Source organism: Streptomyces flaveolus, from assembly GCF_000716535.1.
Taxonomy (GTDB): domain Bacteria; phylum Actinomycetota; class Actinomycetes; order Streptomycetales; family Streptomycetaceae; genus Streptomyces; species Streptomyces flaveolus_A.
The window spans coordinates 185,146-207,816 of record NZ_JNWV01000004.1; the positions used below are offsets into that span (position 1 = coordinate 185,146).

The following is a 22,671-nucleotide window of genomic DNA, read 5'->3' on the forward strand; positions in this document are numbered from 1 at the left end:
GGCCGCGGTGCCCTGCCCGGGGCGCCGCGGCCGTACTGTTGTACAGGTATCCCCAGTCGATGTGAGTGACGGAGAGCGCAGGCCCCTCATGGTGCAGATCAAGACCCCCGAGCAGATCGCGAAGATGCGGGCGGCGGGCCTGGTCGTAGCCGCCATCCACGCGGCCACGCGCGAGGCCGCGGTGCCGGGCGCCAGCACCAGGGACCTGGACGAGGTCGCCCGCAAGGTCCTCGCCGAGCACGGCGCCAAGTCGAACTTCCTCGGCTACGGCGGCTTCCCCGCGACCATCTGCACCTCGGTGAACGACGTGGTCGTCCACGGCATCCCCTCCGACGACGTCGTCCTCAAGGACGGCGACATCATCTCCATCGACTGCGGCGCGATCGTCGACGGCTGGCACGGCGACGCGGCCTACACCGCGTTCGTGGGCTCCGGTCACGCCCCGGAGCTGATCGAGCTGTCCCGGGTGACGGAAGAGTCGATGTGGGCCGGTATCGCGGCCATGAAGCAGGGCAACCGCCTGGTCGACATCTCCCGGGCGATCGAGACGTACATCCGCCGCCAGCCCAAGCCGGGCGGCGGCCGGTACGGGATCATCGAGGACTACGGCGGCCACGGCATCGGCACCGAGATGCACATGGACCCGCACCTGCTGAACTACGTCGACCGCCGGCGCGGCAAGGGCCCCAAGCTGGTCCCGGGCTTCTGCCTCGCGATCGAGCCGATGGTGTCGCTGGGCACCCCGCGCACCGAGGTCCTGTCGGACGACTGGACGGTGATCACCACCGACGGCACCTGGTCCTCCCACTGGGAGCACTCCGTCGCCCTCACCGACCAGGGCCCCCTGGTCCTGACGGCCCCCGACGGCGGCAGGGCGAAGCTCGCCGAGTACGGCGTCACGGCTGCTCCCGACCCGCTCGCATAGGGATCACCCGCATGGGGCAGACTTCCTCGATTCGCCTTTCCGGGTGCGCCGACGTAGACTGACTCGTCGGCTCTCGTGCACCCGCATGTCCGCATGCTCCCGCCAGGGGATCCCAGGGATCGCCTGAGAGTCGATCAAGGTAGTCGATTCGAAGGGCGAAGCGTGGCCAAGAAGCAAGGTGCCATCGAGATCGAGGGCACTGTCGTCGAGTCTCTGCCGAACGCCATGTTCAAGGTCGAGCTCCAGAACGGCCACCAGGTCCTGGCACACATCAGCGGCAAGATGCGTATGCACTACATCCGCATCCTCCCTGACGACCGGGTCGTGGTGGAGCTGTCTCCGTACGACCTGACGCGTGGCCGGATCGTCTACCGGTACAAGTAGATCTTGCCCGCGCCCCGGGCCCGCCCGGTGCGATGGCACTGACCCGGAGAACCTCACCCCATGAAGGTCAAGCCGAGCGTCAAGAAGATCTGCGACAAGTGCAGGGTGATCCGCCGTCACGGCCGGGTCATGGTCATCTGCGAGAACCCGCGCCACAAGCAGCGCCAGGGCTGACGCACGACCATCACCCTCTGCACCTCTATCGCAGAGTTTTCGCGCGACGCGAGCTGAATATGTTCATACGCAGAGCCCGAGCCAACCAGCTCGACACCCCCGGTTCGGAGGCCGGGGACCCGGTTCGTACCTAGTACGGCGGCCGGGAGCCGGTTCTGTGGAAGACCTCCGAAGATTCACCAGGAGCCATTGAATGGCACGCGTTTCCGGTGTCGACATCCCGCGCGACAAGCGCGTGGAGATCGCCCTCACCTACGTGTTCGGCATCGGCCGGACCCTCTCGAAGGAGACGCTGGCTGCGACCGGCGTCGACCCGAACACCCGCGTTCGTGACCTGACCGAAGAGCAGCTGGTCGCGATCCGCGAGTACGTCGACAACAACATCAAGACCGAGGGTGACCTCCGTCGCGAGATCCAGGCCGACATCCGCCGCAAGGTCGAGATCGGCACTTACCAGGGTCTCCGTCACCGTCGCGGTCTGCCCGTCCGCGGTCAGCGCACCAGCACCAACGCCCGCACCCGCAAGGGCCCGCGTCGCGCCATCGCCGGCAAGAAGAAGCCGGGCAAGAAGTAGTCCGCAGCGGACACCTGTCCACGGTCTTCGCTGTAGGACCGACCACCTCCCTCTAGGAGTTTGTAGATGCCCCCCAAGGGACGTCAGGGCGCTGCCAAGAAGGTGCGCCGCAAGGAAAAGAAGAACGTCGCTCACGGCCACGCGCACATCAAGAGCACGTTCAACAACACGATCGTCTCGATCACGGACCCGTCCGGCAACGTGATCTCCTGGGCCTCCGCCGGCCACGTCGGCTTCAAGGGCTCCCGGAAGTCCACGCCGTTCGCCGCGCAGATGGCCGCCGAGTCGGCCGCCCGCCGCGCCCAGGAGCACGGCATGCGCAAGGTCGACGTGTTCGTCAAGGGCCCGGGTTCCGGTCGTGAGACCGCGATCCGCTCCCTGCAGGCCACGGGCCTCGAGGTCGGCTCCATCCAGGACGTCACCCCGACCCCGCACAACGGCTGCCGCCCGCCGAAGCGTCGTCGCGTCTGACGCTTCGCAGGTCGCTGGTCGCGGGCGGTACGGCTCTTTCGGGTCGTGCCGCCCGTACCCTTGCAGTACCCGCGCTTTTCTCGGGCGCGGTTTCCGTCGGACGTCAAATAGCGGGCGTCCACGAAAGAAGGATCTGATCCACACATGCTGATCGCTCAGCGTCCCTCGTTGACCGAAGAGGTCGTCGACGAGTTCCGCTCCCGGTTCGTGATCGAGCCGCTGGAGCCGGGCTTCGGCTACACCCTCGGCAACTCCCTCCGCCGTACCCTCCTCTCCTCGATCCCCGGTGCCGCTGTCACCAGCATCCGGATCGACGGCGTGCTGCACGAGTTCACCACCGTGCCGGGCGTCAAGGAGGACGTCACCGACCTGATCCTCAACATCAAGCAGCTGGTCGTCTCCTCGGAGCACGACGAGCCGGTCGTGATGTACCTGCGCAAGCAGGGCCCGGGTCTGGTCACCGCCGCCGACATCGCGCCCCCGGCCGGTGTCGAGGTGCACAACCCCGACCTCGTCCTCGCCACGCTCAACGGCAAGGGCAAGCTGGAGATGGAGCTGACGGTCGAGCGTGGCCGCGGTTACGTCTCCGCCGTGCAGAACAAGCAGGTGGGCCAGGAGATCGGCCGTATCCCGGTCGACTCGATCTACTCGCCGGTTCTGAAGGTCACGTACAAGGTCGAGGCCACGCGTGTCGAGCAGCGCACCGACTTCGACAAGCTGATCGTCGACGTCGAGACCAAGCAGGCGATGCGTCCGCGTGACGCCATGGCCTCCGCCGGTAAGACGCTGGTCGAGCTGTTCGGTCTCGCGCGCGAGCTGAACATCGACGCCGAGGGCATCGACATGGGTCCGTCCCCGACGGACGCCGCGCTCGCCGCCGACCTGGCGCTGCCGATCGAGGAGCTGGAGCTCACCGTTCGGTCGTACAACTGCCTCAAGCGTGAGGGCATCCACTCCGTGGGTGAGCTGGTCGCGCGCTCCGAGGCCGACCTGCTGGACATCCGCAACTTCGGTGCGAAGTCCATCGACGAGGTCAAGGCGAAGCTGGCCGGCATGGGCCTGGCCCTCAAGGACAGCCCGCCCGGATTCGACCCGACCGCCGCCGCGGACGCGTTCGGTGCCGATGACGACGCTGACGCCGGTTTCGTGGAGACCGAGCAGTACTGAGCGCTCCGCGGGGAGGCCGTACTGTTTCTGCGGGCCGGTTGTGGCTGGCCGCGCAGTTCCCCGCGCCCCTTCCGGGGCGCCCCTTCGGGGACGCCCCGGATCTCCGACGAGCAACCGCTCGCTCGGATACTGACCCCGGTACCTGATACGGCCGGGGCAGACACACAGGAGAAGAACCATGCCGAAGCCCACCAAGGGTGCCCGTCTGGGCGGCAGCGCCGCGCACGAGAAGCTGCTCCTCGCGAACCTGGCGAAGAGCCTCTTCGAGCACGGCCGTATCACCACCACCGAGGCGAAGGCGCGCCGTCTGCGTCCGTACGCCGAGCGTCTGATCACCAAGGCGAAGAAGGGCGACCTTCACAACCGCCGCCAGGTGCTTCAGGTCATCACGGACAAGAGCGTCGTCCACACGCTCTTCACCGAGATCGGCCCGCGGTACGAGAACCGTCCCGGTGGCTACACCCGCATCACCAAGATCGGTAACCGCCGTGGCGACAACGCGCCCATGGCCGTCATCGAGCTGGTCGAGGCGCTGACGGTCGCCCAGCAGGCGACCGGTGAGGCCGAGGCCGCCACCAAGCGTGCGGTCAAGGAGGCCGAGGAGGCCAAGGCCGAGGAGACCAAGGTCGAGGAGACCGAGGCTCCCGCCGAGGAGTCCAAGGACGCCTGAGGCTCTGCCTGACGCGGGAAGCGGGTTCGCCCTTCGGGGCGGGCCCGCTTTCGCGTACTTGAGAGGATCTGTACGTGAGTGACGAAGTACAGCCCGGCCATGTCCGTCTCCGTCTCGACCTGTCCTACGACGGCACCGACTTCCACGGCTGGGCCAAGCAGGCCGGTGGCAGGCGGACCGTGCAGGGGGAGATCGAGGACGCCCTGCGGACGGTGACCCGGTCCCGGGAGACCTATGAGCTGACGGTCGCCGGGCGGACCGACGCCGGGGTGCACGCGCGCGGGCAGGTGGCGCACGTGGATCTGCCCGAGGGTGTCTGGCGTGAGCATCACGAGAAGCTGCTCAAGCGGCTCGCCGGCCGGCTGCCGAGGGACGTGCGGGTGTGGGCGCTCAGGGAGGCGCCGAGCGGTTTCAACGCGCGGTTCTCGGCCGTCTGGCGGCGGTACGCCTACCGGGTGACCGACAACCCGGGCGGTGTGGACCCGCTGCTGCGCAACCACGTGCTGTGGCACGACTGGCCGCTCGACGTGGACGCCATGAACGAGGCCGCCCGGGCGCTGCTCGGGGAGCACGACTTCGCTGCCTACTGCAAGAGGCGGGAAGGGGCGACCACGATCCGCACGCTCCAGGAGCTGAGCCTGGTCAGGGGGGATGACGGGATCATCACCGCCACCGTGCGCGCGGACGCCTTCTGCCACAACATGGTGCGGTCGCTGATCGGCGCGCTGCTGTTCGTCGGGGACGGGCACCGGGGGCCCGAGTGGCCCGGGAAGGTGCTGGCCGCGGGAGTGCGGGACTCCGCCGTGCATGTCGTACGTCCGCACGGGCTGACGCTGGAGGAGGTCGGCTATCCGGCCGACGAACTGCTGGCGGCCCGGAGCAAGGAGGCCCGGAACAAGCGGTCGCTTCCCGGAGCGCCGGGCTGCGAAACCTGTTAGTTACGTTGCATTTCGCTGATCTTATGCCTCATGTCTGGACTTACCAGGCGTAACCCCCTTACCAACTCTTACGCGTTTCATACCGCTCGGTTACAGTTGCGCCTCCCGGCCAGATGTTCGACAGGGGTGGCCGGGGTTGGCTGGGGGGTCGACGGGCCGATACGCCCGGGGTTGGACAAGGCATGACTTCAGTGGGTCCCGTGCGGACCGGGGGGCGTCGCGCGGCGCGCCAGAGTGGTGGGCGGCGACGGGCCGCGCGGGGCGGGAACCCCGCGCTCGGACTGCTGCCGCTGCCGCCGACGGACCGGGAGAAGTACTCCTACGCGCACCGGCATCTGTGGATCCTGACCATCAGCTCGCTGGTCAGTTTCTGCTGTCTGGTGGTGAGCCAGTTCAAGCTGGCGCAGTCCACGCCGGTGCTGTGGATCTACACCCCGCTGCTGGTGTTCACGGTGATCTACTACCTGGTGTCGCTGCGGGTGAACGGATTCACCCGGGACTTCGACATCGCCCACCACCGGCGGCTGGTGCAGAACTGGCGGCCCGAGGTCTACCCGTCCGTCGACGTGTTCCTGCCGGTGTGCGGAGAGCCCATCGAGGTGCTGCACAACACCTGGCGGCACGTGCGGGCGATGGCCGACCGGTACCCCGGGGTCTGTGTGCCGTTCGTGCTGGACGACGGCGCGAGTCCGGAGCTGGCGGCGATGGCCCGGGACTTCGGGTTCCGCTACGGCACCCGGGAGAACCGGGGCTGGTTCAAGAAGGCCGGCAACCTCCACTTCGGCTTCGCCCAGTCCGACGGCGAGTACATCCTGATCCTGGACGCCGACTTCACCCCGCGCGCCGATCTGCTGGAGGAGCTGCTGCCGTACATGGACGCCGATCCGCGGATCGGCATCGTCCAGTCCCCGCAGTACTTCCGGGTGCTCGACTCGCAGAACTGGATCGAGCGCGGCGCGGGGGCGGTGCAGGAGCTGTTCTACCGGTCCGTGCAGGTGTCGCGGCAGGGCAGCGACGGCGCCATCTGCGTCGGTTCCTGCGCGATCTACCGGCGGGCGGCCCTGGAGACCAACGGCGGCACCACCTTGATCGAGCACTCCGAGGACGTGCACACCGGCTTCGATCTGCGGGGACTCGGCTGGGACCTGCGCTATGTGCCGGTCGCGGTCTCCACGGGCGTGTGCCCGGACACCGCGGGCGCCTTCTTCAACCAGCAGTACCGCTGGTGCTCGGGCTCGATGAGCCTGCTCGGCAGCCGCAAGTTCTGGCGGGCGAAGATCAAGCTCTCCAGCCGGCTGTGCTACATGTCCGGGTTCTTCTACTACATCCACACCGCGCTGTTCACCTTCGCGGCGCCGGTCATCCCGATCGTGCTGCTGCTGATGATGCCGGAGAAGCTCAAGGTGGAGCATCTGCTCCTGGTGCTGCCCAGCATCCTCTACACCACGATCGTCTTCCCGATGTGGCACCGGGCGCCGTACCGCCTGGAGGCGTGGGCGGCCCGCATGATGTACGGCTGGGCGCACGTCTTCGCCATCTGGGACATCCTGCGCAAGAACCGGATGGGCTGGCAGCCGACCGGTTCCTCCGGCGCGAAGAAGAACAAGACGCGGCGCTTCTGGATCGGCATGTGGGCCTGGAGCGGAGGCACGGCGCTGATCTGGGTCACCGCAGCGGTGTACCGGACGTTCACCATGAACGCCCCGGACTTCGCCCTGATCCTGTCCTCCGGGTTGTTCTACGCACTGGTCGTGGGTCGCGTCCTGGTCCAGCCGCGCTCGGGGGCGGAGGCCGCCTGATGCTACTGACGAAACGATTTTGCAATGTCCGTGCGGCACGTCTCCGCAGCCGCCGTCCGGTCCGCGCCGCGCTGGCCGGCGTCCTCGTCGGCGTCCTCGCGCTCAGCGGCTGCTCGCTGCTCGGCGACGACTCGGGCGACTCGCCGGCGTCCGGCGGCGGCACGTCCGCCCCGCACGCCACGGCCGGCTCCGGCCAGGACGTCCCCTACGACGTCACCCCCCTGCTGAAGCCGGCGAAGAAGTACTTCGGCGCCGCGGTGCCCGGCGCGCCGAACTCCATGAAGAACGTCGACGCGTACACGAAGATGACCGGCAAGCAGCCGAACCTGGTCGAGTACTACGCCGGCTGGGGCGACGGCTTCGACGCCACCGGGGTGCGCAACGCCTGGGCCGAGGGCGCGCTGACGCTGATGTCCTGGGAGCCCTTCGACACCCCGGTCGCCGACATAGCGGCGGGCAAGTCGGACCCGTACATCAAGGAGTACGCGGCCGCGGTCCGCAAGCTGAACCTGCCCGTGGTGATCGACTTCGCGGACGAGTTCAACGGCCACTGGGAGAAGTGGGGCACGAACGACGTGACCCCGGCCCAGTACGTCGCCGCCTGGCGGCACATCCACCAGACCTTCGTGGACGCGGGCGCCACCAACGTCATCTGGGCCTGGTCGCCCAACATCGTCAACCCGGTCCCGGACGTGAAGCTCAAGCCGTACTACCCGGGCGACGCCTACGTCGACTGGGTCGGAATGATCGGCTACTTCACCGCCGGCCAGGACAACTCCTTCGACAGCGTCTTCGGGACCACCCGCGACCGGGTCCGCACCTTCACCAAGAAGCCGCTCCTGCTCCTGGAGACCGGCGCCATGCCCGGCGAACGGCGGCGGGCCGACATCCGCAACCTGTTCGCGGGCGTCGCGGCGGACGACGACATGCTCGGCTTCGTCTGGTTCAACCACAAGAAGCGCGCCGACTGGCGGCTGGAGGCGAGCCCACTGGCGCTGAAGGAGTTCAGACGCCTGGCCGCCGACGACCGGTTCGGCTTCGACGTACGGAAGCCGTCATGAGTTCACGACCCGAGTACTACGTCCCGCAGCCGTACGACCCGTACGCGGACGACGACCCGCAGGGCGGCTGGTTCAACTCCGACGGGTACGCGCCGCGCCGGCCCCAGGGCCACGAGCAGGCCCCGGGGCCCGAGGCACCACAGGGCTACGCCACGCCCCAGGGGCACGAGACACCCCAGGGCTACGCCGAGCCCCATGGCTACGCCGAGCCACAGGGTTACGAAGTCCCCCAGGGGTACGACTACGACCCCCGGACCTATCCGTACCAGCAGCAGGACGACCAGCCGACGCACGCCCCGCACCCGGTGGCCGAGCCGCCGGCGCCCGCCGAGCCCGGGTACACCGTGCCCGAGACGCCCGAGGTCGGCTGGGACATGGCCGCCAGCCGGCGGCGCGCCTGGGTCAGCCGGGCCGTGCTGCTGTTCGTCCTGGCCGTCCAGGCGGTGCTCCCGCTGCGCCTGTCCAACACGGCGTTCCAGGACGAGGCCCTGTACCTGGCCGCCGGCCACGCCGAACTGCGGCACCTGCTGCACGGCACCCCGCTGCCCATCGACTACGGGGCGTACTTCTCCGGCTCGCCGCAGCTCTACCCGGTGCTCGCCGCCGTCGTCGACGACCGTTTCGGGCTCACCGGGGCCCGCGTCCTGAGCCTGGCCTTCATGCTGGGCACCACCGCGCTGCTGTACTCCTTCACCCGGCGGCTGTTCAACGAGCGGGCCGCGCTGGCCGGCGCGGCGCTGTTCGCCGTGGTGCAGTCGACCGTCGTCATGGGGTACTTCGCCACCTACGACGCCGCCGCGGTGTTCCTGCTGGCCCTGGCCACCTGGATCGTCGTCCGCACCGACCGGGCGCCCGTGGCCGCCGTGCTGCTCGCCGCGCCGGTCGCCGTCCTCGCCGTCGGCGTGAAGTACGCGTCCGCCCTGTACCTGCCGACGATCGTCGTGCTCGCGCTGCTCACCGGCTGGCCGCACAAGAGCGGCAAGGCCTTCCTGCGGATGCTGCTGCTCGCGCTCGGCATCGGCGCCCTGCTGGCGGCCGGCATGTACAGCACCGATCTGCTCGCCGGTGTGCGGCAGACCACCACCAACCGCGACCACGGCTCCGACACCGCCGCCTTCCTGCTCCAGCGGTCGGCCCAGTGGGGCGGGCTGATGTTCCTCACCGCCGTCGGCGGCGCCCTGTCCTATGTGCGGCGCAGCCGGATGAACGAGTCGCCGGTCGCCCAGCGGCTCGGCAACCCCGGCTGGCGCTGGCGGGCCCTGCTCGGGCTGGTGCTGTGCGGCACCGCGCTGCTCGCACCCGCCTACCAGGTGCACCTGGGCACCGTGGTCTCGCTGTTCAAGCACGTCGGCTTCGGCCTGCTGTTCGCCGCGCCGATGGCCGGTGTCGGCGTGACCCGGCTGATCGGGGCGCACTTCCGCTACCCCCAGCTCGGCATCATGCTGTGGACGGCGACGCTCTGCCTCGGCATCCAGCAGGCGGACTGGCGCTTCGGCGTCTGGCCCGACTCCTCGAAGATGATCCAGGTCATCGACTCCCACGTGGACCGCAAGGGCCACTACCTCGCCTCGACGCCCGAGGTGCCCGTCTACTACCTGCGCGACAGGACCAGCCACCGGCAGTGGCAGGGCGTCTTCGCCCTGGAGTACACGGACAAGAAGGGCACGTACCACAAGGGCGACGCCGCCTACCGCGCGGCGCTGCGCGACGGCGAGTTCGACCTGATCGTCCTGGACGGTCTCACCAACCCACGGGTGGACACCGTCGTCGCGGACGCGGTCAAGGGCAATCCGCACTACCGGCTCCTCGCCGATCTGCCCTTCCGCAACTCCAGCGGCACCGGTCACTACCGCATCTGGGTCAAGACCTCCTGACGCACCCGAAGCATCCGAAGCAAGAAAGGCCGTTCCCTTGCGGCTCACCGTCATCGGCACCGGCTACCTCGGTGCCACCCACGCCGCCTGCATGGCGGAACTCGGCCACGACGTGCTCGGCGTCGACGTCGACCCGGAGAAGGTCGCCGCGCTGAGCGCCGGCCGCGTGCCCTTCCACGAGCCCGGCCTGCCCGAGCTGATCGCGCGGCACACCGCGACCGGCCGGCTGCGCTTCACCACCTCCTTCGCCGAGGCCGGTGCCTTCGGCGAGGTGCACTTCGTGTGCGTCGGCACCCCGCAGCGCGCGGACTCCGGCGCCGCCGACCTGAGCCACGTCGACGCGGCCTTCGCCGCACTCTCCGCGCACGCGGCGCCGGACGCGCTGGTCGTGGGCAAGTCGACCGTGCCCGTCGGTACGGCGGAGCGGCTGGCGCGCACCCAGGCCACCGAGGTCGCCTGGAACCCGGAGTTCCTGCGCGAGGGCTTCGCGGTCGAGGACACGCTGCGGCCGGACCGGCTGGTGTTCGGCGTGGAAAGCGCCCGCGCCGAGACGATCCTGCGCGCGGTGTACGCCCCGGTCCTCGCCGCCGGCACCCCGCTCGTCACCGCGGACTTCCCGACCGCCGAGCTGGTCAAGACGGCCGCCAACGCCTTCCTCGCCACCAAGATCTCCTTCATCAACGCGATGGCCGAGGTCTGCGAGGCGGCCGGCGGCGATGTGCGCACCCTCGCCGAGGCGCTGGGCCACGACGACCGGATCGGCCCGAAGTTCCTGCGCGCCGGGATCGGCTTCGGCGGCGGCTGCCTGCCGAAGGACATCCGCGCCTTCGCGCACCGCGCCGACGAGCTGGGCGTCCCGCTCACCCTCCTGCGCGAGGTCGACGCGATCAACATGCGGCGCCGGGACCGGGTGGTGGAGCTGGCCCGCGAGCTGTGCGGGTCGGACGTGCTCGGCGCCCGGGTCACCGTCCTCGGTGCCGCCTTCAAGCCCGGCTCCGACGACATCCGGGACTCGCCGGCGCTGGCCGTGGCGGCCCGGCTGCGACTGGAGGGCGCCGACGTCACCGTCCACGACCCCGAGGCGATGGACAATGCCCGCAAGGCGTTCCCGCTGCTCGGGTACGCGCTGACCGTGGAGGACGCGCTGCGCGGGGCCGACCTGGTGCTGCATCTGACCGAGTGGCCGCAGTTCCGGGAGATCGACCCGCGGCGGGCGGCGGCGCTGGTGGCCCGTCCCCGGATCGTGGACGGGCGGGGGGTGCTCGACGCGGACCGCTGGGCCGCGGCGGGCTGGCGGTTCCGCGCGCTGGGCACTCCGGCGCCCGCAGGGGAGGGACAGTGATGGCACAGGACGAGCTGCCGGTCACCGTGGTGATGCCGACGTACAACGAGGCGGCGAACCTGCCGGGGATGGCCGAGGCGGTGCTCGGGCTGCCGCTGGAAGGGCTGCATCTGAAGATCGTCGACGACTCCAGCCCGGACGGCACCGGGCGGATCGCCGAGGAGCTGGCGGCGGAGTACAACAGCGGCGGGCGGCGCCGGATGAGCGTGCTGCACCGCACCGAGAAGGACGGGCTGGGGCGGGCGTACACCGCCGGGATGTCCGCCGCGCTGGCGGAGGGCGCCGCGTACGTCGTCCAGATGGACGCCGACGGCAGCCACCCGGTGGAGGCCGTGCCCCGCATGCTGGAGGCCGCTCTCGCCTCGGGCGCCGGCCTCGTCGTGGGCAGCCGGTACGTCGAGGGCGGCTCCCTGGACGAGCGGTGGGGCGCGCACCGGGTGCTGCTGTCCCGCTTCGCCAACCGGTACGCGCGCGCCGTCCTCGGCACCGAGATCCAGGACATCACGGCCGGCTTCAACCTGTGGTCGGCGGCGACCCTCAGGGACGTGGACCTGTCGTCCCTGGACAGCGCGGGCTACAGCTTCCAGGTGGAGCTGAAGTACAAGGCCGTGCGCGCCGGGCACACGGCCGTGGAGGTCCCGATCCGGTTCGCCGAGCGCACGGAGGGTGCCTCCAAGATGACCCTGCGCACCCAGCTGGAGTCGGCCGTGGTGCCGCTGCGGCTACGGCTGAAGCGGCAGTAGCCGCGCGCCCGCCTACTGGGCGGCTGCCGAGGCCTGGACCTGGCCGCGGCGGTGGATCTGGTTCGCGGTGAACTGGGCGAGGTCGTTGCCGGCGGCGAAGACCTTGGTGTCCTTGGTGGTGACGTCCTTGCCGCTGGTGAAGCCGGAGATCGTGAAGTAGGCGTAGCGGCCGTAGGCGTTCCTGGTCGAGCGGCAGAACGCGCCGTCGCAGAAGGGCTTGACGGCCTTGCCGAACAGCGAGCGCACGATGCTCCGGTCGTCGGTCTGGGCCTTGGCCTTGGTGGCCTGGGCCGCGTCGTCGAAGACGGCGACGCCGACGGTGACCGCGATGCCGCCGTTCGTGTAGGTCACGCGCATCAGGCGGGTGCAGCCGTTGCCGGTGAGGATCTTGGGGAGGGTGCCGCCGGTGGCGGTGGCACAGCTCTTGGTGTCGGCCGCCGGGCCCTTCTTGTACACCGTGCCGCCCACGGTCAGCTGCTTGCCCGGGAACAGGGTGTCCGGGCTCAGCGGGGCGGTGTCCTTCTTGGCGCTGGATATGAAGTCCGTGGGGTCCAGCGGCGGCGGCGCGCTGGTGGGCGCGAAGGACGGCGTCGCGGTGCCCGTGCCGGGCAGCGATCCGCTGGCGGGCAGGTTGCTGGGACCGGCCTGCGGGTCACCGCCGTTCGCGGAGACGACGGCCATGGCGACCGCGGTGCCTATCGCGACGGTGGCGAGCGCGCCGCCGGCTATGAACAGCAGCTTGCGGCGCTTGTTCCGCGTCTCGGAGGCCTCGGCGAGCGCGGCCCAGTCCGGGGTCCCGTCGTCGGCTCCGCCGTTCCACGGCTGCTGGGATTGCGGTTTCCAGGGATCCCACTGAGACTGGGGACCCCCCTGCCCGTTACTCATGGGGCGCATCTTAGACGGGGGGCGGGTGGTGCGGGGTCCGTGTGGCGGCCTGCCTCGTTTTGACCCGTCCGGGGGCGGCCCGGTACTCTACTTCTTCGTTGTGTATTGGCTTGCTCATTCTCACGGGACGGGCCCTTACACCGGTCCACCGGGCCGATGACCAGCGACCCCACGCACGCGGTTTGCGTCGCCGCCGTGGGTCAAGGCTGTCGTGATCGTTTCGGTGACCTTGTTTAGGACCATTCACTCGAAGCGAAGGCTACGAACCGTGCGTACGTACAGCCCCAAGCCCGGCGATGTGACGCGCCAGTGGCACGTCATCGACGCTCAGGACGTTGTCCTGGGCCGTCTCGCCACCACCGCTGCGACCCTCCTGCGGGGCAAGCACAAGCCGATCTACGCGCCGCACGTCGACGCTGGTGACTTCGTCATCATCATCAACGCCGACAAGGTGCACCTGTCCGGCAACAAGCGGACCCAGAAGATGGCGTACCGCCACTCCGGTTACCCGGGTGGTCTGCGCTCCGTCCGCTACGACGAGCTGCTCGACAAGAACCCCGAGAAGGCCATCGAGAAGGCCGTCAAGGGCATGCTCCCCAAGAACTCCCTGGGCCGTCAGATGCTCTCGAAGCTGAAGGTCTACAAGGGTGACCAGCACCCGCACGGCGCGCAGCAGCCGCAGCCGTACGAGATCACCCAGGTCGCGCAGTAAGTCCGGCCACCCCCTAAGACTGAAGAGAATCTGAGGAGAATCGTGGCCGAGACCACTGCCGAGCAGCCGCTCGAAGAGCTTGACATCGACAGCTACACCACCGAGTCCGAGGTCCCCGTCGAGGGCGAGTACACCTCGGAGTCCCTGGCCTCCCGCTTCGGCGAGCCCCAGCCGGCCGCCGGCCTGGGCCGCCGCAAGAACGCCATCGCCCGCGTCCGGATCGTCCCGGGCACCGGCAAGTGGAAGATCAACGGTCGCACCCTCGAGGACTACTTCCCGAACAAGGTGCACCAGCAGGAAGTCAACGAGCCGTTCAAGGTCCTGGAGCTCGAGGGCCGTTACGACGTCATCGCCCGCATCGCGGGTGGCGGTGTCTCCGGTCAGGCCGGTGCGCTCCGTCTCGGTGTCGCCCGTGCGCTGAACGAGGCCGACGTCGACAACAACCGTGGCCCGCTGAAGAAGGCCGGCTTCCTGCGCCGCGACGACCGCGCGGTCGAGCGGAAGAAGGCCGGTCTGAAGAAGGCCCGCAAGGCCCCGCAGTACAGCAAGCGCTAACCAGCAGCTGCCTGCTCGTACTCCGAACGCCCCGGCGGCACGCCACTTGTGCCGTCGGGGCGTTCGTTTATCCCCGCCAAGGGCGTATAACGACACAAGACGCTCAAAGGCTTGTGTGATCGGATCGCATGGCGTCTGCCATCATTCCCGGCAGCAAGGACGCTTCCTCAGGAGGACAAGTGGGACGACTCTTCGGCACGGACGGCGTGCGCGGTGTCGCCAACGCGGATCTGACGGCCGAGATGGCGCTCGGCCTCTCCGTCGCCGCGGCGCACGTGCTGGCCGAGGCGGGCACCTTCGAGGGCCACAAGCCGACGGCGGTGGTCGGGCGGGACCCGCGCGCGTCCGGGGAGTTCCTGGAAGCGGCGGTGGTCGCCGGCCTGGCCAGCGCGGGCGTGGACGTCCTGAGCGTCGGCGTGCTGCCGACGCCCGCGGTGGCACACCTGACCGGAGCGCTCGGCGCCGACCTCGGCGTGATGCTCTCGGCCAGTCACAACGCCATGCCGGACAACGGCATCAAGTTCTTCGCGCGCGGCGGCCACAAACTCGCCGACGAGCTGGAGGACCGGATCGAGGCGGTCTACGACGCGCACCGGCACGGCGAGCCGTGGGAGCGTCCGACGGGCGCCGGCGTCGGGCGCGTGCGGTCGTACGCGGAGGGCTTCGAGCAGTACGTCGCCCACCTGCTCGCGGTGCTGCCCAACCGGCTCGACGGGCTCAAGATCGTCCTGGACGAAGCGCACGGCGCGGCCTCGGGGGTCTCGCCGGAGGCGTTCGCCCGGGCCGGCGCCCAGGTCGTCACGATCGGCGCCGAGCCGGACGGCCTCAACATCAACGACGGCTGCGGATCGACCCACCTGGACAAGCTCAAGGCCGCGGTCGTCGAGCACGGCGCGGACCTCGGCATCGCACACGACGGCGACGCCGACCGCTGCCTGGCCGTGGACCACACCGGTGACGAGGTCGACGGCGACCAGATCCTCGCCGTGCTCGCGCTGGCGATGCGGGAGCGTTCCGCACTGCGCTCCGACACCGTCGTCGCGACCGTGATGTCCAACCTCGGCTTCAAGCTGGCCATGGAACGCGCGGGCATCCGGCTCGTGCAGACCGCCGTCGGCGACCGGTACGTGCTGGAGGAGATGAAGGAGCACGGCTACGCCCTCGGCGGCGAGCAGTCCGGGCACGTCATCGTCCTCGACCACGCGACCACCGGTGACGGCACGCTGACCGGGCTGCTGCTGGCGGCCCGGGTCGCGGAGACCGGCCGTACGCTGCGGGAGCTGGCCTCCGTCATGGAGCGGCTGCCGCAGGTGCTGATCAACGTGCCCGACGTGGACAAGTCGCGGGTGCGCACGTCGGCCGACCTCGCCGCCGCCGTGTCCGAGGCCGAGCGGGAACTCGGGGAGACGGGACGGGTGTTGCTGCGTCCCTCGGGCACCGAGCCGCTGGTGCGGGTGATGGTCGAGGCCGCCGACATCGAGCAGGCCCGGTCCGTCGCCGGGCGGTTGGCCGACGCGGTGAAGTCCGCGCTCGGATAGTTCCGGGTCCGGGGGCGTGGCGGCCGTGCGTCGCGGGCCGCGCCCCTAGGGACGTTGCCGGTGCCGCTTCCAGAAGGATTTCTGGGCGAGCAGGGTGAGCGTTCCGGCCAGGACGATGCCCAGCAGGTTCAGCAGGAGCTGTTCCGAGGAGCGTGCGGACTGGTGGGTGTCGTCGTAGATCAGCGCCACGGCCGCGTTGGCGGCCGCGGGTACGGTCGTCACGGAGATGGCGACGCCCACCAGGGCGCCGGACTTGGCGGACGTCAGCGACAGCGTGCCGGCGATCCCCGCGAGCACGGCGACGACGAACGAGAACCAGTCCGGCGCGTAGATGAAGCCGGTGTTGGGGCGGTCGGCCTCCAGCCGGGCCTTGCTGAACAGGCCGACCGCGTCCATCAGCAGACTGAACCCCGCGGTCAGGGCCATCGCCACGGCGAAGCCCACCAGCAGAGCGGTCAGCGAGCGCCACGCCAGGCGCGGACGGCGTCGCACGAGGGCCGTGCAGATACCGGCCAGCGGGCCGAACTCCGGTCCCACCGCCATCGCGCCCACGATCAGGATCGCGTTGTCCAGTACGACACCGCAGGCGGCGATCATCGTGGCCAGGGTGATGAAGGCCACGTAGGTGACCGACAGCGTCGACTCCTCGTGGGTGGCCTCGGTCAGGCCCTCCCACAGCACCGCGTCCGCGCCCTCTCCCGGCGCCTCGGCCTCGGCCTCGTCGGCGCGCCGGGACAGGGAGAGGTCGATGGTCTCCATGGCGATCGAGCCGGTGTCGTCCAGGCCCAGGCGCCGTAGTCCGGCGATGAGTTCGTCGCCCGCCTCACGGGCCACGTCGCACAGGACGAGGTCTCCCGCGGGGTCGCGGGCGGCGCCGGGCAGGACCACCAGATGGGTGGTGCCGACCGTCGTCTCGATCAGACGGACCACCTCGTCGGTCCGCTCCACGGGGGTGATCAGGCGCAGATGCAGCATGGTGCCCATCCAACCGGTACCGCTACAGCTTGCGGAGTCTGAGGCGCTGGACCTTGTGGTCCTGGCCCTTGCGGAGGATGAGGGTGGCCCGGCCGCGGGTCGGGGCGATGTTCTCGACCAGGTTGGGCTTGTTGATGGTCCGCCAGAGCGTGCGGGCGTAGTCCAGGGCCTCCTCCTCGGAGACCTGGGTGTACTTGCGGAAGTACGAGTCCGGGTTCTGGAACGCCGTCTGGCGCAGCTTCTTGAAGCGGCTCAGGTACCAGTTCTCGATGTCGTCGACGCTCGCGTCGACGTACACGCTGAAGTCGAAGTAGTCGGCGAGAGCGACCCGGGTGCGTCCGTCCTTGCCGGGCAGCGCGGGCTGGAGGACGTTCAGTCCCTCCACGATGAGGATGTCCGGGCGGCGGACGGTGAGCTTCTCGCCGGGCACGATGTCGTAGATGAGGTGCGAGTAGACCGGCGCGGACACCTCGCCCTTGCCGGCCTTGATGTCGGCGACGAAACGGGTGAGGGCCCGGCGGTCGTAGGACTCGGGGAAGCCCTTGCGCGACATCAGGCCGCGGGCCTCCAACTCCCTGGTGGGCAGCAGGAAGCCGTCCGTCGTGACGAGTTCCACGCGCGGGTGTTCGGGCCAGCGGGAGAGCAGGGCCTGGAGCAGGCGGGCGACCGTGGACTTCCCCACGGCGACCGAGCCGGCGACCCCTATGACGAACGGGGTGCCGGACTGGGAGCCCTTCTCCCCGAGGAAGGTGTTCAGCGCGCCCCGCAGGCCGTCCGTGGCGCCGACGTAGAGATTGAGGAGCCGGGAGAGCGGGAGGTAGATGTCCCGCACCTCGTCCAGGTCGATGACGTCGCCGAGACCGCGGAGCTTCTCCACCTCCTCGGCGGTGAGCGGCAGCGGTGTCTTGTCGCGCAGCGCGCTCCACTCGGCGCGGGTGAGGTCGACGTAGGGAGTCGCCTCCGGCCTGTGCCGGTGGGCGCTCCGGGGCATCGAGGAGACCGGTGAGATCACAGTCCATTGTTAACGGAGTTTGAACGGCACGGCGGGTGGGGTCCGTCACGCACGCGGTCCCGGCCGTCACGGGCCTTCGTACGACGGTGGGAATTTCCGATTTCGGGCAGGCCGAGCCCGTTTTTGATCGTTGTCGGCCCGTAGGCTGCCGCTCATGTGCGGAATCGTGGGATACGTAGGGTCGCAGTCGGCGCTCGATGTCGTGATGGCCGGGCTGAAGCGACTGGAGTACCGGGGTTACGACTCGGCGGGTGTCGCCGTACTCGCGGACGGCGGGCTGGCCGCCGCGAAGAAGGCCGGGAAGCTGGTCAACCTGGAGAAGGAACTGGTCGAACGGCCGCTGCCGGCCGGCTCGACCGGCATCGGGCACACGCGCTGGGCCACGCACGGCGGCCCCACGGACGCCAACGCGCACCCGCACCTGGACAACGCGGGCCGGGTCGCGGTGGTCCACAACGGCATCATCGAGAACTTCGCGGTGCTGCGCGCCGAACTGGCCGAGCGCGGCCACGAGCTGAGCTCCGAGACGGACACGGAGGTCGTCGCCCATCTGCTGGCCGAGGAGTTCTCGGCGACCGCCGACCTCGCCGAGGCGATGCGGCTGGTGTGCCGGCGGCTGGAGGGCGCGTTCACGCTGGTCGCGGTGCACGCCGACGATCCGGACGTGGTGGTCGGCGCCCGCCGGAACTCCCCGCTGGTGGTGGGCGTCGGAGAGAGCGAGGCGTTCCTGGCCTCCGACGTCGCCGCGTTCATCGCCCACACGCGGTCGGCGATCGAGCTGGGCCAGGACCAGGTGGTGGAACTGCGGCGCGACGGCGTCACGGTGACGGGCTTCGACGGCCGCCCGGCCGAGGTCCACTCCTACCACGTGGACTGGGACGCCTCGGCGGCCGAAAAGGGGGGCTATGACTACTTCATGCTCAAGGAGATCGCCGAACAGCCCAAGGCGGTCGCCGACACGCTGCTCGGGCGCATCGATCCGTCCGGCTCGCTGACCCTGGACGAGGTGCGGATCAGCCCCTCCGAGCTGCGCGAGATCGACAAGGTCGTCATCGTCGCGTGCGGTACGGCCTTCCACGCGGGCCTGATCGCCAAGTACGCCATCGAGCACTGGACACGGATCCCGTGCGAGGTGGAGCTGGCCAGCGAGTTCCGCTACCGGGACCCGATCCTGGACGCGCAGTCGCTGGTGATCGCCATCTCCCAGTCCGGCGAGACCATGGACACCCTGATGGCGCTGCGGCACGCCCGCGAGCAGGGTTCGAAGGTGCTCGCGATCTGCAACACCAACGGCTCGACGATCCCCCGCGAGTCGGACGCGGTGCTGTACACGCACGCGGGCCCCGAGGTCGCCGTCGCCTCCACCAAGGCGTTCCTGACTCAGTTGGTCGCCTGCTACCTGGTCGCGCTGTACCTGGGCCAGGTGCGGGGCACCAAGTGGGGCGACGAGATCCAGGCGGTGATCAAGGACCTGTCCCGCATCTCCGAGGAGGTCGAGCGGGTCCTGGAGACCATGGAGCCGGTGCGGGCGCTGGCGCGGACGCTGGCCGACAAGGACACGGTGCTGTTCCTCGGCCGGCACGTGGGCTACCCGGTGGCCCTCGAAGGCGCGCTCAAGCTGAAGGAACTGGCCTACATGCACGCCGAGGGCTTCGCCGCCGGCGAGCTGAAGCACGGCCCGATCGCGCTGATCGAGGAGGACGTGCCGGTGGTCGTCGTCGTCCCGTCCCCGCGCGGCCGGTCGGTCCTGCACGACAAGATCGTCTCCAACATCCAGGAGATCAGGGCGCGGGGAGCGCGGACGATCGTGATCGCGGAGGAGGGCGACGAGGCGGTCGTCCCGTACGCCGACCACCTGATCCGCATCCCGGCCACGCCCACCCTGCTGCAGCCGCTCGTGGCCACGGTCCCGCTCCAGGTCTTCGCCTGCGAGCTGGCCACGGCCCGGGGCAACGAGGTGGACCAGCCGCGCAACCTGGCCAAGTCGGTCACGGTGGAGTGAGGGGACGGGGCCTCGCCGAGCGGGGTTTCTCCGCGCGCGACTTCGTCAGTGGACGGAGAAGCCGCCGTCCACGTGGATCGACTGGCCCGTGATGTAGGCGGAGGCGCGGCCGGCCAGGAACACGGCCGCGCCCGCGAAGTCCTCGGCGAGGCCGTTGCGGCCGACCATCGTGCGTGCGGCCAGGGCCGCCACCTTCCCGGGGTCGGCCTGCAGCCGGCTGTTGAGCGGGGTCAGCACGAAGCCCGGCACCAGGGTGTTGCAGGTGACGCCGTGCGGTGACCAGGCCTCGGCCTGGGAGCGGGCCAGGGACTCCAGACCCCCCTTGGAGACACCGTAGGCGCCGCTCTGCACGAAGGCGCGGTGCGCCTGCTGGGAGGTGATGTGGATGATCCGCCCGAAGCCCCGCTCGGCCATGCCGGGGCCGAACCGCTGCCCGAGCAGGAACGGGGCCTCCAGGTTCACCGCCATGGTGGTGTCCCAGACGTCCTCGCCCAACTCCTCCAGCGGCGGCCGGAGGTTGATCCCGGCGGAGTTGACCAGGATGTCGGGCTCGCCGAAGACGGCCGCGGCCTCCTCGGCCGCCGCGCGCACGCCGTCGCGGGTGCCCAGGTCACCGCTGACCCAGGCCGCCCGGCAGCCGTCCGCCACCAACTCGTCCACGGTGGCGACCAGTTCCGTCTTCCTCCGCGCGACGATCACCACGCTCGCCCCGGCCCGGGCCAGCGCCCCGGCGATGGCCCGCCCGATACCGGAACTGCCTCCGGTCACCACGGCGACACGGCCGTCCAGGGAGAAGAGGTCGGAGAGATAGGCATGCGACGACGTCATGCCGGAAGCGTAGAGCGCGCGTTCCGGCCGCCGCGCGGCGCCCGGGGTCCGACGTGGTGTCGCCGTGTCGCCTGTCACCGGGGTCGTAGGGTGCTCGGCATGAGCATCATCGGGGTGGGCGTCGACGTCGCCGAGATCGACCGGTTCCGGGCGTCCCTGGAGCGGACGCCGGGCCTGGCCGACCGGTTGTTCGTGGAGCGGGAGCTGCTGCTGCCCAGCGGGGACAGGCGCGGCATCGCCTCGCTCGCGGCCCGGTTCGCCGCGAAGGAGGCGCTGGCGAAGGCGCTGGGCGCGCCGCCGGGGCTGCAGTGGACCGACGCCGAGGTGTACGTGGAGGACACCGGGCAGCCGCGGCTGCGGGTGAAGGGGACCGTGGCCGCGCGGGCCGCCGAGCTGGGCGTGCGGGCCTGGCACGTGTCGCTCAGTCACGACGCGGGCGTGGCCTCGGCCGTGGTGGTCGCCGAGGGCTGACCGGCCCCCGGCCCGGGTGTGGGCGGTGGGGGTTACGGGGCAGACTCGGTGCCATGCGTACTGCGTACAGCGTGGAGACGGTAAGGGCCGCCGAGCGGGCGTTGATGGCACGGCTGCCGGAGGGCGCGCTGATGCAGCGGGCCGCCGCCGGGCTGGCCGCCGCCTGCGCCGAACTGCTCGGGCGGGTGTACGGCAGCCGGGTGGTGCTGCTCGTCGGCAGCGGCGACAACGGCGGGGACGCCCTGTACGCGGGGGCCCGGCTGGCCCGGCGCGGCGCCGGGGTGACGGCCGTCCTGCTGACGCCCGGACGCGCCCATGGCGGCGGTCTGGCGGCCTTGCGGCGGGCGGGTGGCACGGTCGTCACCGCGGACTGCGCCGCCTCTTCGGACGAACTGGTCCTGCGGGCCGACCTGGTGGTGGACGGGATCGTCGGGATCGGGGGCAAGGGCGGGCTGCGGCCGGACGCCGAGCGGCTCGCCGGGGTGGTGGCGCGGTCCCGGGCCGCCGTCGTCGCCGTGGACCTGCCCAGCGGCGTCGACGCGGACACCGGGGAAGTGCGGGGGGCCGCGCTCCGGGCCGACCTGACCGTCACCTTCGGCGCGTACAAGCCGGGGCTGCTGGTGGATCCCGCGCGGGAGTACGCGGGAGTGGTGCGGCTCGTCGACATCGGTCTCGAACCGCCGCCCGCCGACGCCGTACTGGAGGCCCTGCAACACGCCGACGTGGCACGGCTGTTGCCGCTGCCGACGGGGGAGAGCGACAAGTACCGGCGCGGGGTGGTCGGGATCGCCGCCGGATCGGCTCGCTATCCCGGGGCGGCCGTGCTGGCGGTGTCGGGCGCGCTGCGGGGCGGGGCCGGGGCCGTGCGGTACGTCGGACCGGCCGGGGACGCGGTCATCGCCCGCTTCCCGGAGACCCTCGTCTCGGACGCCGGGCCCGCGAAGGCCGGGCGGGTGCAGGCCTGGGTGGTCGGGCCCGGCGCCGGGGACGACACGGCCACCGTCGCCGAGGTGCTGGAGGCGGACGTGCCGGTGCTGCTGGACGCGGACGGGCTGCGGCTGGCCGACCGGGACGCGGTACGTCGGCGTACGGCGCCGACGCTGATGACCCCGCACGCGGGGGAGGCCGCCGCGTTGCTGGGGGTGCGGCGCGAGGAGGTCGAGACGGCCCGGCTGGCCGCGGTGCGGGAGCTGGCGGCGGTGTACCGGGCGACCGTGCTGCTGAAGGGGTCGACGACACTGGTCGCCGACTTCGCGGGCGGGCCGGTGCGGGTGAACGCCACGGGAACGCCGTGGCTGGCCACGGCCGGGAGCGGGGACGTGCTGTCCGGGCTGGCGGGGTCCTTGCTGGCGGCGGGGCTGGGGGCGGCGGACGCGGGGAGCGCGGCGGCGTACCTGCACGGGCTGGCGGGACGGTTCGCCGCGGAGGGCGCGCCGACGGGCGCGCATGACGTGGCGTCACACATCCCGCAGGCGTGGAGGGACGTACAGAACTGACCGGAGCCGGTTCCCTCCGGGGGTGGGGCGGGGTGGTCTCGCTGCTGTGGCCGGGGGTGGTGCAACTCCCCTGGG

The 22,671-nt window shown here is 70.6% G+C and carries 23 protein-coding genes; 19 read left to right on the forward strand and 4 right to left on the reverse strand.

Annotated elements, in window-relative coordinates:
• Nucleotides 1-88: 88 nt before the first annotated feature.
• The 13 genes from map to OO52_RS04675 all read left to right on the forward strand — a co-directional run bounded on the left by map (nt 89) and on the right by OO52_RS04675 (nt 12,122).
• Nucleotides 89-925 carry a type I methionyl aminopeptidase gene (gene map / locus OO52_RS04615; protein ID WP_030641204.1) on the forward strand — a complete coding sequence of 279 codons (837 nt, stop codon included), beginning with the start codon at nt 89-91 and terminating at the stop codon, nt 923-925.
• 162 nt (nt 926-1,087) lie between these two features.
• Complete coding sequence (gene infA, locus OO52_RS04620) at nt 1,088-1,309, forward strand: translation initiation factor IF-1 (protein WP_003948620.1); 222 nt, start codon at nt 1,088-1,090, stop codon at nt 1,307-1,309.
• A 60-nt stretch (nt 1,310-1,369) separates the two neighbouring features.
• Complete coding sequence (gene rpmJ / locus OO52_RS04625; RefSeq protein ID WP_003998809.1) at nt 1,370-1,483, forward strand: 50S ribosomal protein L36; 114 nt, start codon at nt 1,370-1,372, stop codon at nt 1,481-1,483.
• Nucleotides 1,484-1,676: 193 nt separating this feature from the next.
• Nucleotides 1,677-2,057: a 30S ribosomal protein S13 gene (gene rpsM / locus OO52_RS04630; protein WP_030641206.1), complete on the forward strand. Its 381-nt coding sequence runs from the start codon at nt 1,677-1,679 to the stop codon at nt 2,055-2,057.
• A gap of 66 nt (nt 2,058-2,123) precedes the next feature.
• Nucleotides 2,124-2,528: a 30S ribosomal protein S11 gene (gene rpsK, locus OO52_RS04635; RefSeq protein WP_003956432.1), complete on the forward strand. Its 405-nt coding sequence runs from the start codon at nt 2,124-2,126 to the stop codon at nt 2,526-2,528.
• A gap of 144 nt (nt 2,529-2,672) precedes the next feature.
• Nucleotides 2,673-3,695 (forward strand): DNA-directed RNA polymerase subunit alpha, encoded by a 1,023-nt coding sequence (locus OO52_RS04640; RefSeq protein WP_003966937.1) that lies wholly within the window; start codon nt 2,673-2,675, stop codon nt 3,693-3,695.
• A 178-nt stretch (nt 3,696-3,873) separates the two neighbouring features.
• Nucleotides 3,874-4,365 (forward strand): 50S ribosomal protein L17, encoded by a 492-nt coding sequence (rplQ, locus tag OO52_RS04645; protein WP_030641207.1) that lies wholly within the window; start codon nt 3,874-3,876, stop codon nt 4,363-4,365.
• A 74-nt stretch (nt 4,366-4,439) separates the two neighbouring features.
• The gene (gene truA / locus OO52_RS04650; RefSeq protein WP_030641209.1) at nt 4,440-5,303 is read left to right on the forward strand and encodes a tRNA pseudouridine(38-40) synthase TruA; all 864 of its coding nucleotides are present in this window, start codon (nt 4,440-4,442) and stop codon (nt 5,301-5,303) included.
• 380 nt (nt 5,304-5,683) lie between these two features.
• Complete coding sequence (locus OO52_RS04655) at nt 5,684-7,102, forward strand: glycosyltransferase family 2 protein (RefSeq protein WP_030641211.1); 1,419 nt, start codon at nt 5,684-5,686, stop codon at nt 7,100-7,102.
• A complete protein-coding gene (locus OO52_RS04660; RefSeq protein WP_030641213.1) occupies nt 7,102-8,163 on the forward strand; it encodes a glycoside hydrolase family 26 protein in 1,062 nt (353 codons plus the stop codon). The genes OO52_RS04655 and OO52_RS04660 overlap by 1 nt, the downstream gene beginning before the upstream one ends.
• Nucleotides 8,160-10,037 (forward strand): glycosyltransferase family 39 protein, encoded by a 1,878-nt coding sequence (locus OO52_RS04665; RefSeq protein WP_030641215.1) that lies wholly within the window; start codon nt 8,160-8,162, stop codon nt 10,035-10,037. The genes OO52_RS04660 and OO52_RS04665 overlap by 4 nt, the downstream gene beginning before the upstream one ends.
• Nucleotides 10,038-10,074: 37 nt before the next feature.
• Nucleotides 10,075-11,379 carry a UDP-glucose dehydrogenase family protein gene (locus tag OO52_RS04670; RefSeq protein WP_030641217.1) on the forward strand — a complete coding sequence of 435 codons (1,305 nt, stop codon included), beginning with the start codon at nt 10,075-10,077 and terminating at the stop codon, nt 11,377-11,379.
• Nucleotides 11,379-12,122, forward strand: coding sequence for a polyprenol monophosphomannose synthase (locus OO52_RS04675; RefSeq protein ID WP_030641219.1), 744 nt, complete (start codon nt 11,379-11,381; stop codon nt 12,120-12,122). The genes OO52_RS04670 and OO52_RS04675 overlap by 1 nt, the downstream gene beginning before the upstream one ends.
• 12 nt (nt 12,123-12,134) lie before the next feature.
• Here the strand turns inward: OO52_RS04675 and OO52_RS04680 are convergent, their stop codons facing one another.
• Nucleotides 12,135-13,007 (reverse strand): hypothetical protein, encoded by an 873-nt coding sequence (locus tag OO52_RS04680; RefSeq protein WP_030641221.1) that lies wholly within the window; start codon nt 13,005-13,007, stop codon nt 12,135-12,137.
• A 268-nt stretch (nt 13,008-13,275) separates the two neighbouring features.
• Between OO52_RS04680 and rplM the strand changes: the two genes are divergently transcribed.
• The 3 genes from rplM to glmM all read left to right on the forward strand — a co-directional run bounded on the left by rplM (nt 13,276) and on the right by glmM (nt 15,812).
• Nucleotides 13,276-13,719: a 50S ribosomal protein L13 gene (rplM, locus tag OO52_RS04685; protein ID WP_003998796.1), complete on the forward strand. Its 444-nt coding sequence runs from the start codon at nt 13,276-13,278 to the stop codon at nt 13,717-13,719.
• A gap of 42 nt (nt 13,720-13,761) precedes the next feature.
• Nucleotides 13,762-14,274, forward strand: coding sequence for a 30S ribosomal protein S9 (gene rpsI / locus OO52_RS04690; RefSeq protein WP_003998795.1), 513 nt, complete (start codon nt 13,762-13,764; stop codon nt 14,272-14,274).
• 179 nt (nt 14,275-14,453) lie between these two features.
• A complete protein-coding gene (gene glmM / locus OO52_RS04695) occupies nt 14,454-15,812 on the forward strand; it encodes a phosphoglucosamine mutase (RefSeq protein ID WP_030641223.1) in 1,359 nt (452 codons plus the stop codon).
• Nucleotides 15,813-15,857: 45 nt separating this feature from the next.
• Here glmM and OO52_RS04700 read toward each other — a convergent pair whose 3' ends face one another.
• Both OO52_RS04700 and coaA read right to left on the reverse strand, forming a co-directional pair.
• Complete coding sequence (locus OO52_RS04700) at nt 15,858-16,787, reverse strand: DUF389 domain-containing protein (protein ID WP_030641225.1); 930 nt, start codon at nt 16,785-16,787, stop codon at nt 15,858-15,860.
• Between the two features lie 22 nt (nt 16,788-16,809).
• A complete protein-coding gene (coaA, locus tag OO52_RS04705) occupies nt 16,810-17,778 on the reverse strand; it encodes a type I pantothenate kinase (RefSeq protein ID WP_051818232.1) in 969 nt (322 codons plus the stop codon).
• A 175-nt stretch (nt 17,779-17,953) separates the two neighbouring features.
• Here coaA and glmS point away from each other — a divergent pair, with 175 nt between their 5' ends.
• Nucleotides 17,954-19,801 carry a glutamine--fructose-6-phosphate transaminase (isomerizing) gene (gene glmS / locus OO52_RS04710; protein ID WP_030641228.1) on the forward strand — a complete coding sequence of 616 codons (1,848 nt, stop codon included), beginning with the start codon at nt 17,954-17,956 and terminating at the stop codon, nt 19,799-19,801.
• 45 nt (nt 19,802-19,846) lie between these two features.
• Here glmS and OO52_RS04715 read toward each other — a convergent pair whose 3' ends face one another.
• Nucleotides 19,847-20,629 (reverse strand): SDR family NAD(P)-dependent oxidoreductase, encoded by a 783-nt coding sequence (locus OO52_RS04715; RefSeq protein WP_030641230.1) that lies wholly within the window; start codon nt 20,627-20,629, stop codon nt 19,847-19,849.
• 99 nt (nt 20,630-20,728) lie between these two features.
• Between OO52_RS04715 and OO52_RS04720 the strand changes: the two genes are divergently transcribed.
• Both OO52_RS04720 and OO52_RS04725 read left to right on the forward strand, forming a co-directional pair.
• Nucleotides 20,729-21,100: a holo-ACP synthase gene (locus OO52_RS04720; RefSeq protein WP_030641232.1), complete on the forward strand. Its 372-nt coding sequence runs from the start codon at nt 20,729-20,731 to the stop codon at nt 21,098-21,100.
• Nucleotides 21,101-21,153: 53 nt separating this feature from the next.
• Nucleotides 21,154-22,596, forward strand: coding sequence for a bifunctional ADP-dependent NAD(P)H-hydrate dehydratase/NAD(P)H-hydrate epimerase (locus OO52_RS04725; protein WP_030641234.1), 1,443 nt, complete (start codon nt 21,154-21,156; stop codon nt 22,594-22,596).
• Nucleotides 22,597-22,671: the final 75 nt, after the last annotated feature.

Coding starts and splice junctions, on each gene's coding strand:
- coaA (WP_051818232.1), bottom strand. CDS start 17,778: ATGCCCCGGAGCGCCCACCGGCACAGGCCGGAGGCGACTCCCTACGTC.
- glmS (WP_030641228.1), top strand. CDS start 17,954: ATGTGCGGAATCGTGGGATACGTAGGGTCGCAGTCGGCGCTCGATGTC.
- rpmJ (WP_003998809.1), top strand. CDS start 1,370: ATGAAGGTCAAGCCGAGCGTCAAGAAGATCTGCGACAAGTGCAGGGTG.
- map (WP_030641204.1), top strand. CDS start 89: ATGGTGCAGATCAAGACCCCCGAGCAGATCGCGAAGATGCGGGCGGCG.
- rpsK (WP_003956432.1), top strand. CDS start 2,124: ATGCCCCCCAAGGGACGTCAGGGCGCTGCCAAGAAGGTGCGCCGCAAG.
- OO52_RS04725 (WP_030641234.1), top strand. CDS start 21,154: ATGCGTACTGCGTACAGCGTGGAGACGGTAAGGGCCGCCGAGCGGGCG.
- rplQ (WP_030641207.1), top strand. CDS start 3,874: ATGCCGAAGCCCACCAAGGGTGCCCGTCTGGGCGGCAGCGCCGCGCAC.
- OO52_RS04700 (WP_030641225.1), bottom strand. CDS start 16,787: ATGCTGCATCTGCGCCTGATCACCCCCGTGGAGCGGACCGACGAGGTG.
- OO52_RS04675 (WP_030641219.1), top strand. CDS start 11,379: ATGGCACAGGACGAGCTGCCGGTCACCGTGGTGATGCCGACGTACAAC.
- OO52_RS04680 (WP_030641221.1), bottom strand. CDS start 13,007: ATGAGTAACGGGCAGGGGGGTCCCCAGTCTCAGTGGGATCCCTGGAAA.
- OO52_RS04715 (WP_030641230.1), bottom strand. CDS start 20,629: ATGACGTCGTCGCATGCCTATCTCTCCGACCTCTTCTCCCTGGACGGC.
- OO52_RS04660 (WP_030641213.1), top strand. CDS start 7,102: ATGCTACTGACGAAACGATTTTGCAATGTCCGTGCGGCACGTCTCCGC.
- OO52_RS04640 (WP_003966937.1), top strand. CDS start 2,673: ATGCTGATCGCTCAGCGTCCCTCGTTGACCGAAGAGGTCGTCGACGAG.
- OO52_RS04665 (WP_030641215.1), top strand. CDS start 8,160: ATGAGTTCACGACCCGAGTACTACGTCCCGCAGCCGTACGACCCGTAC.
- rpsM (WP_030641206.1), top strand. CDS start 1,677: ATGGCACGCGTTTCCGGTGTCGACATCCCGCGCGACAAGCGCGTGGAG.
- OO52_RS04720 (WP_030641232.1), top strand. CDS start 20,729: ATGAGCATCATCGGGGTGGGCGTCGACGTCGCCGAGATCGACCGGTTC.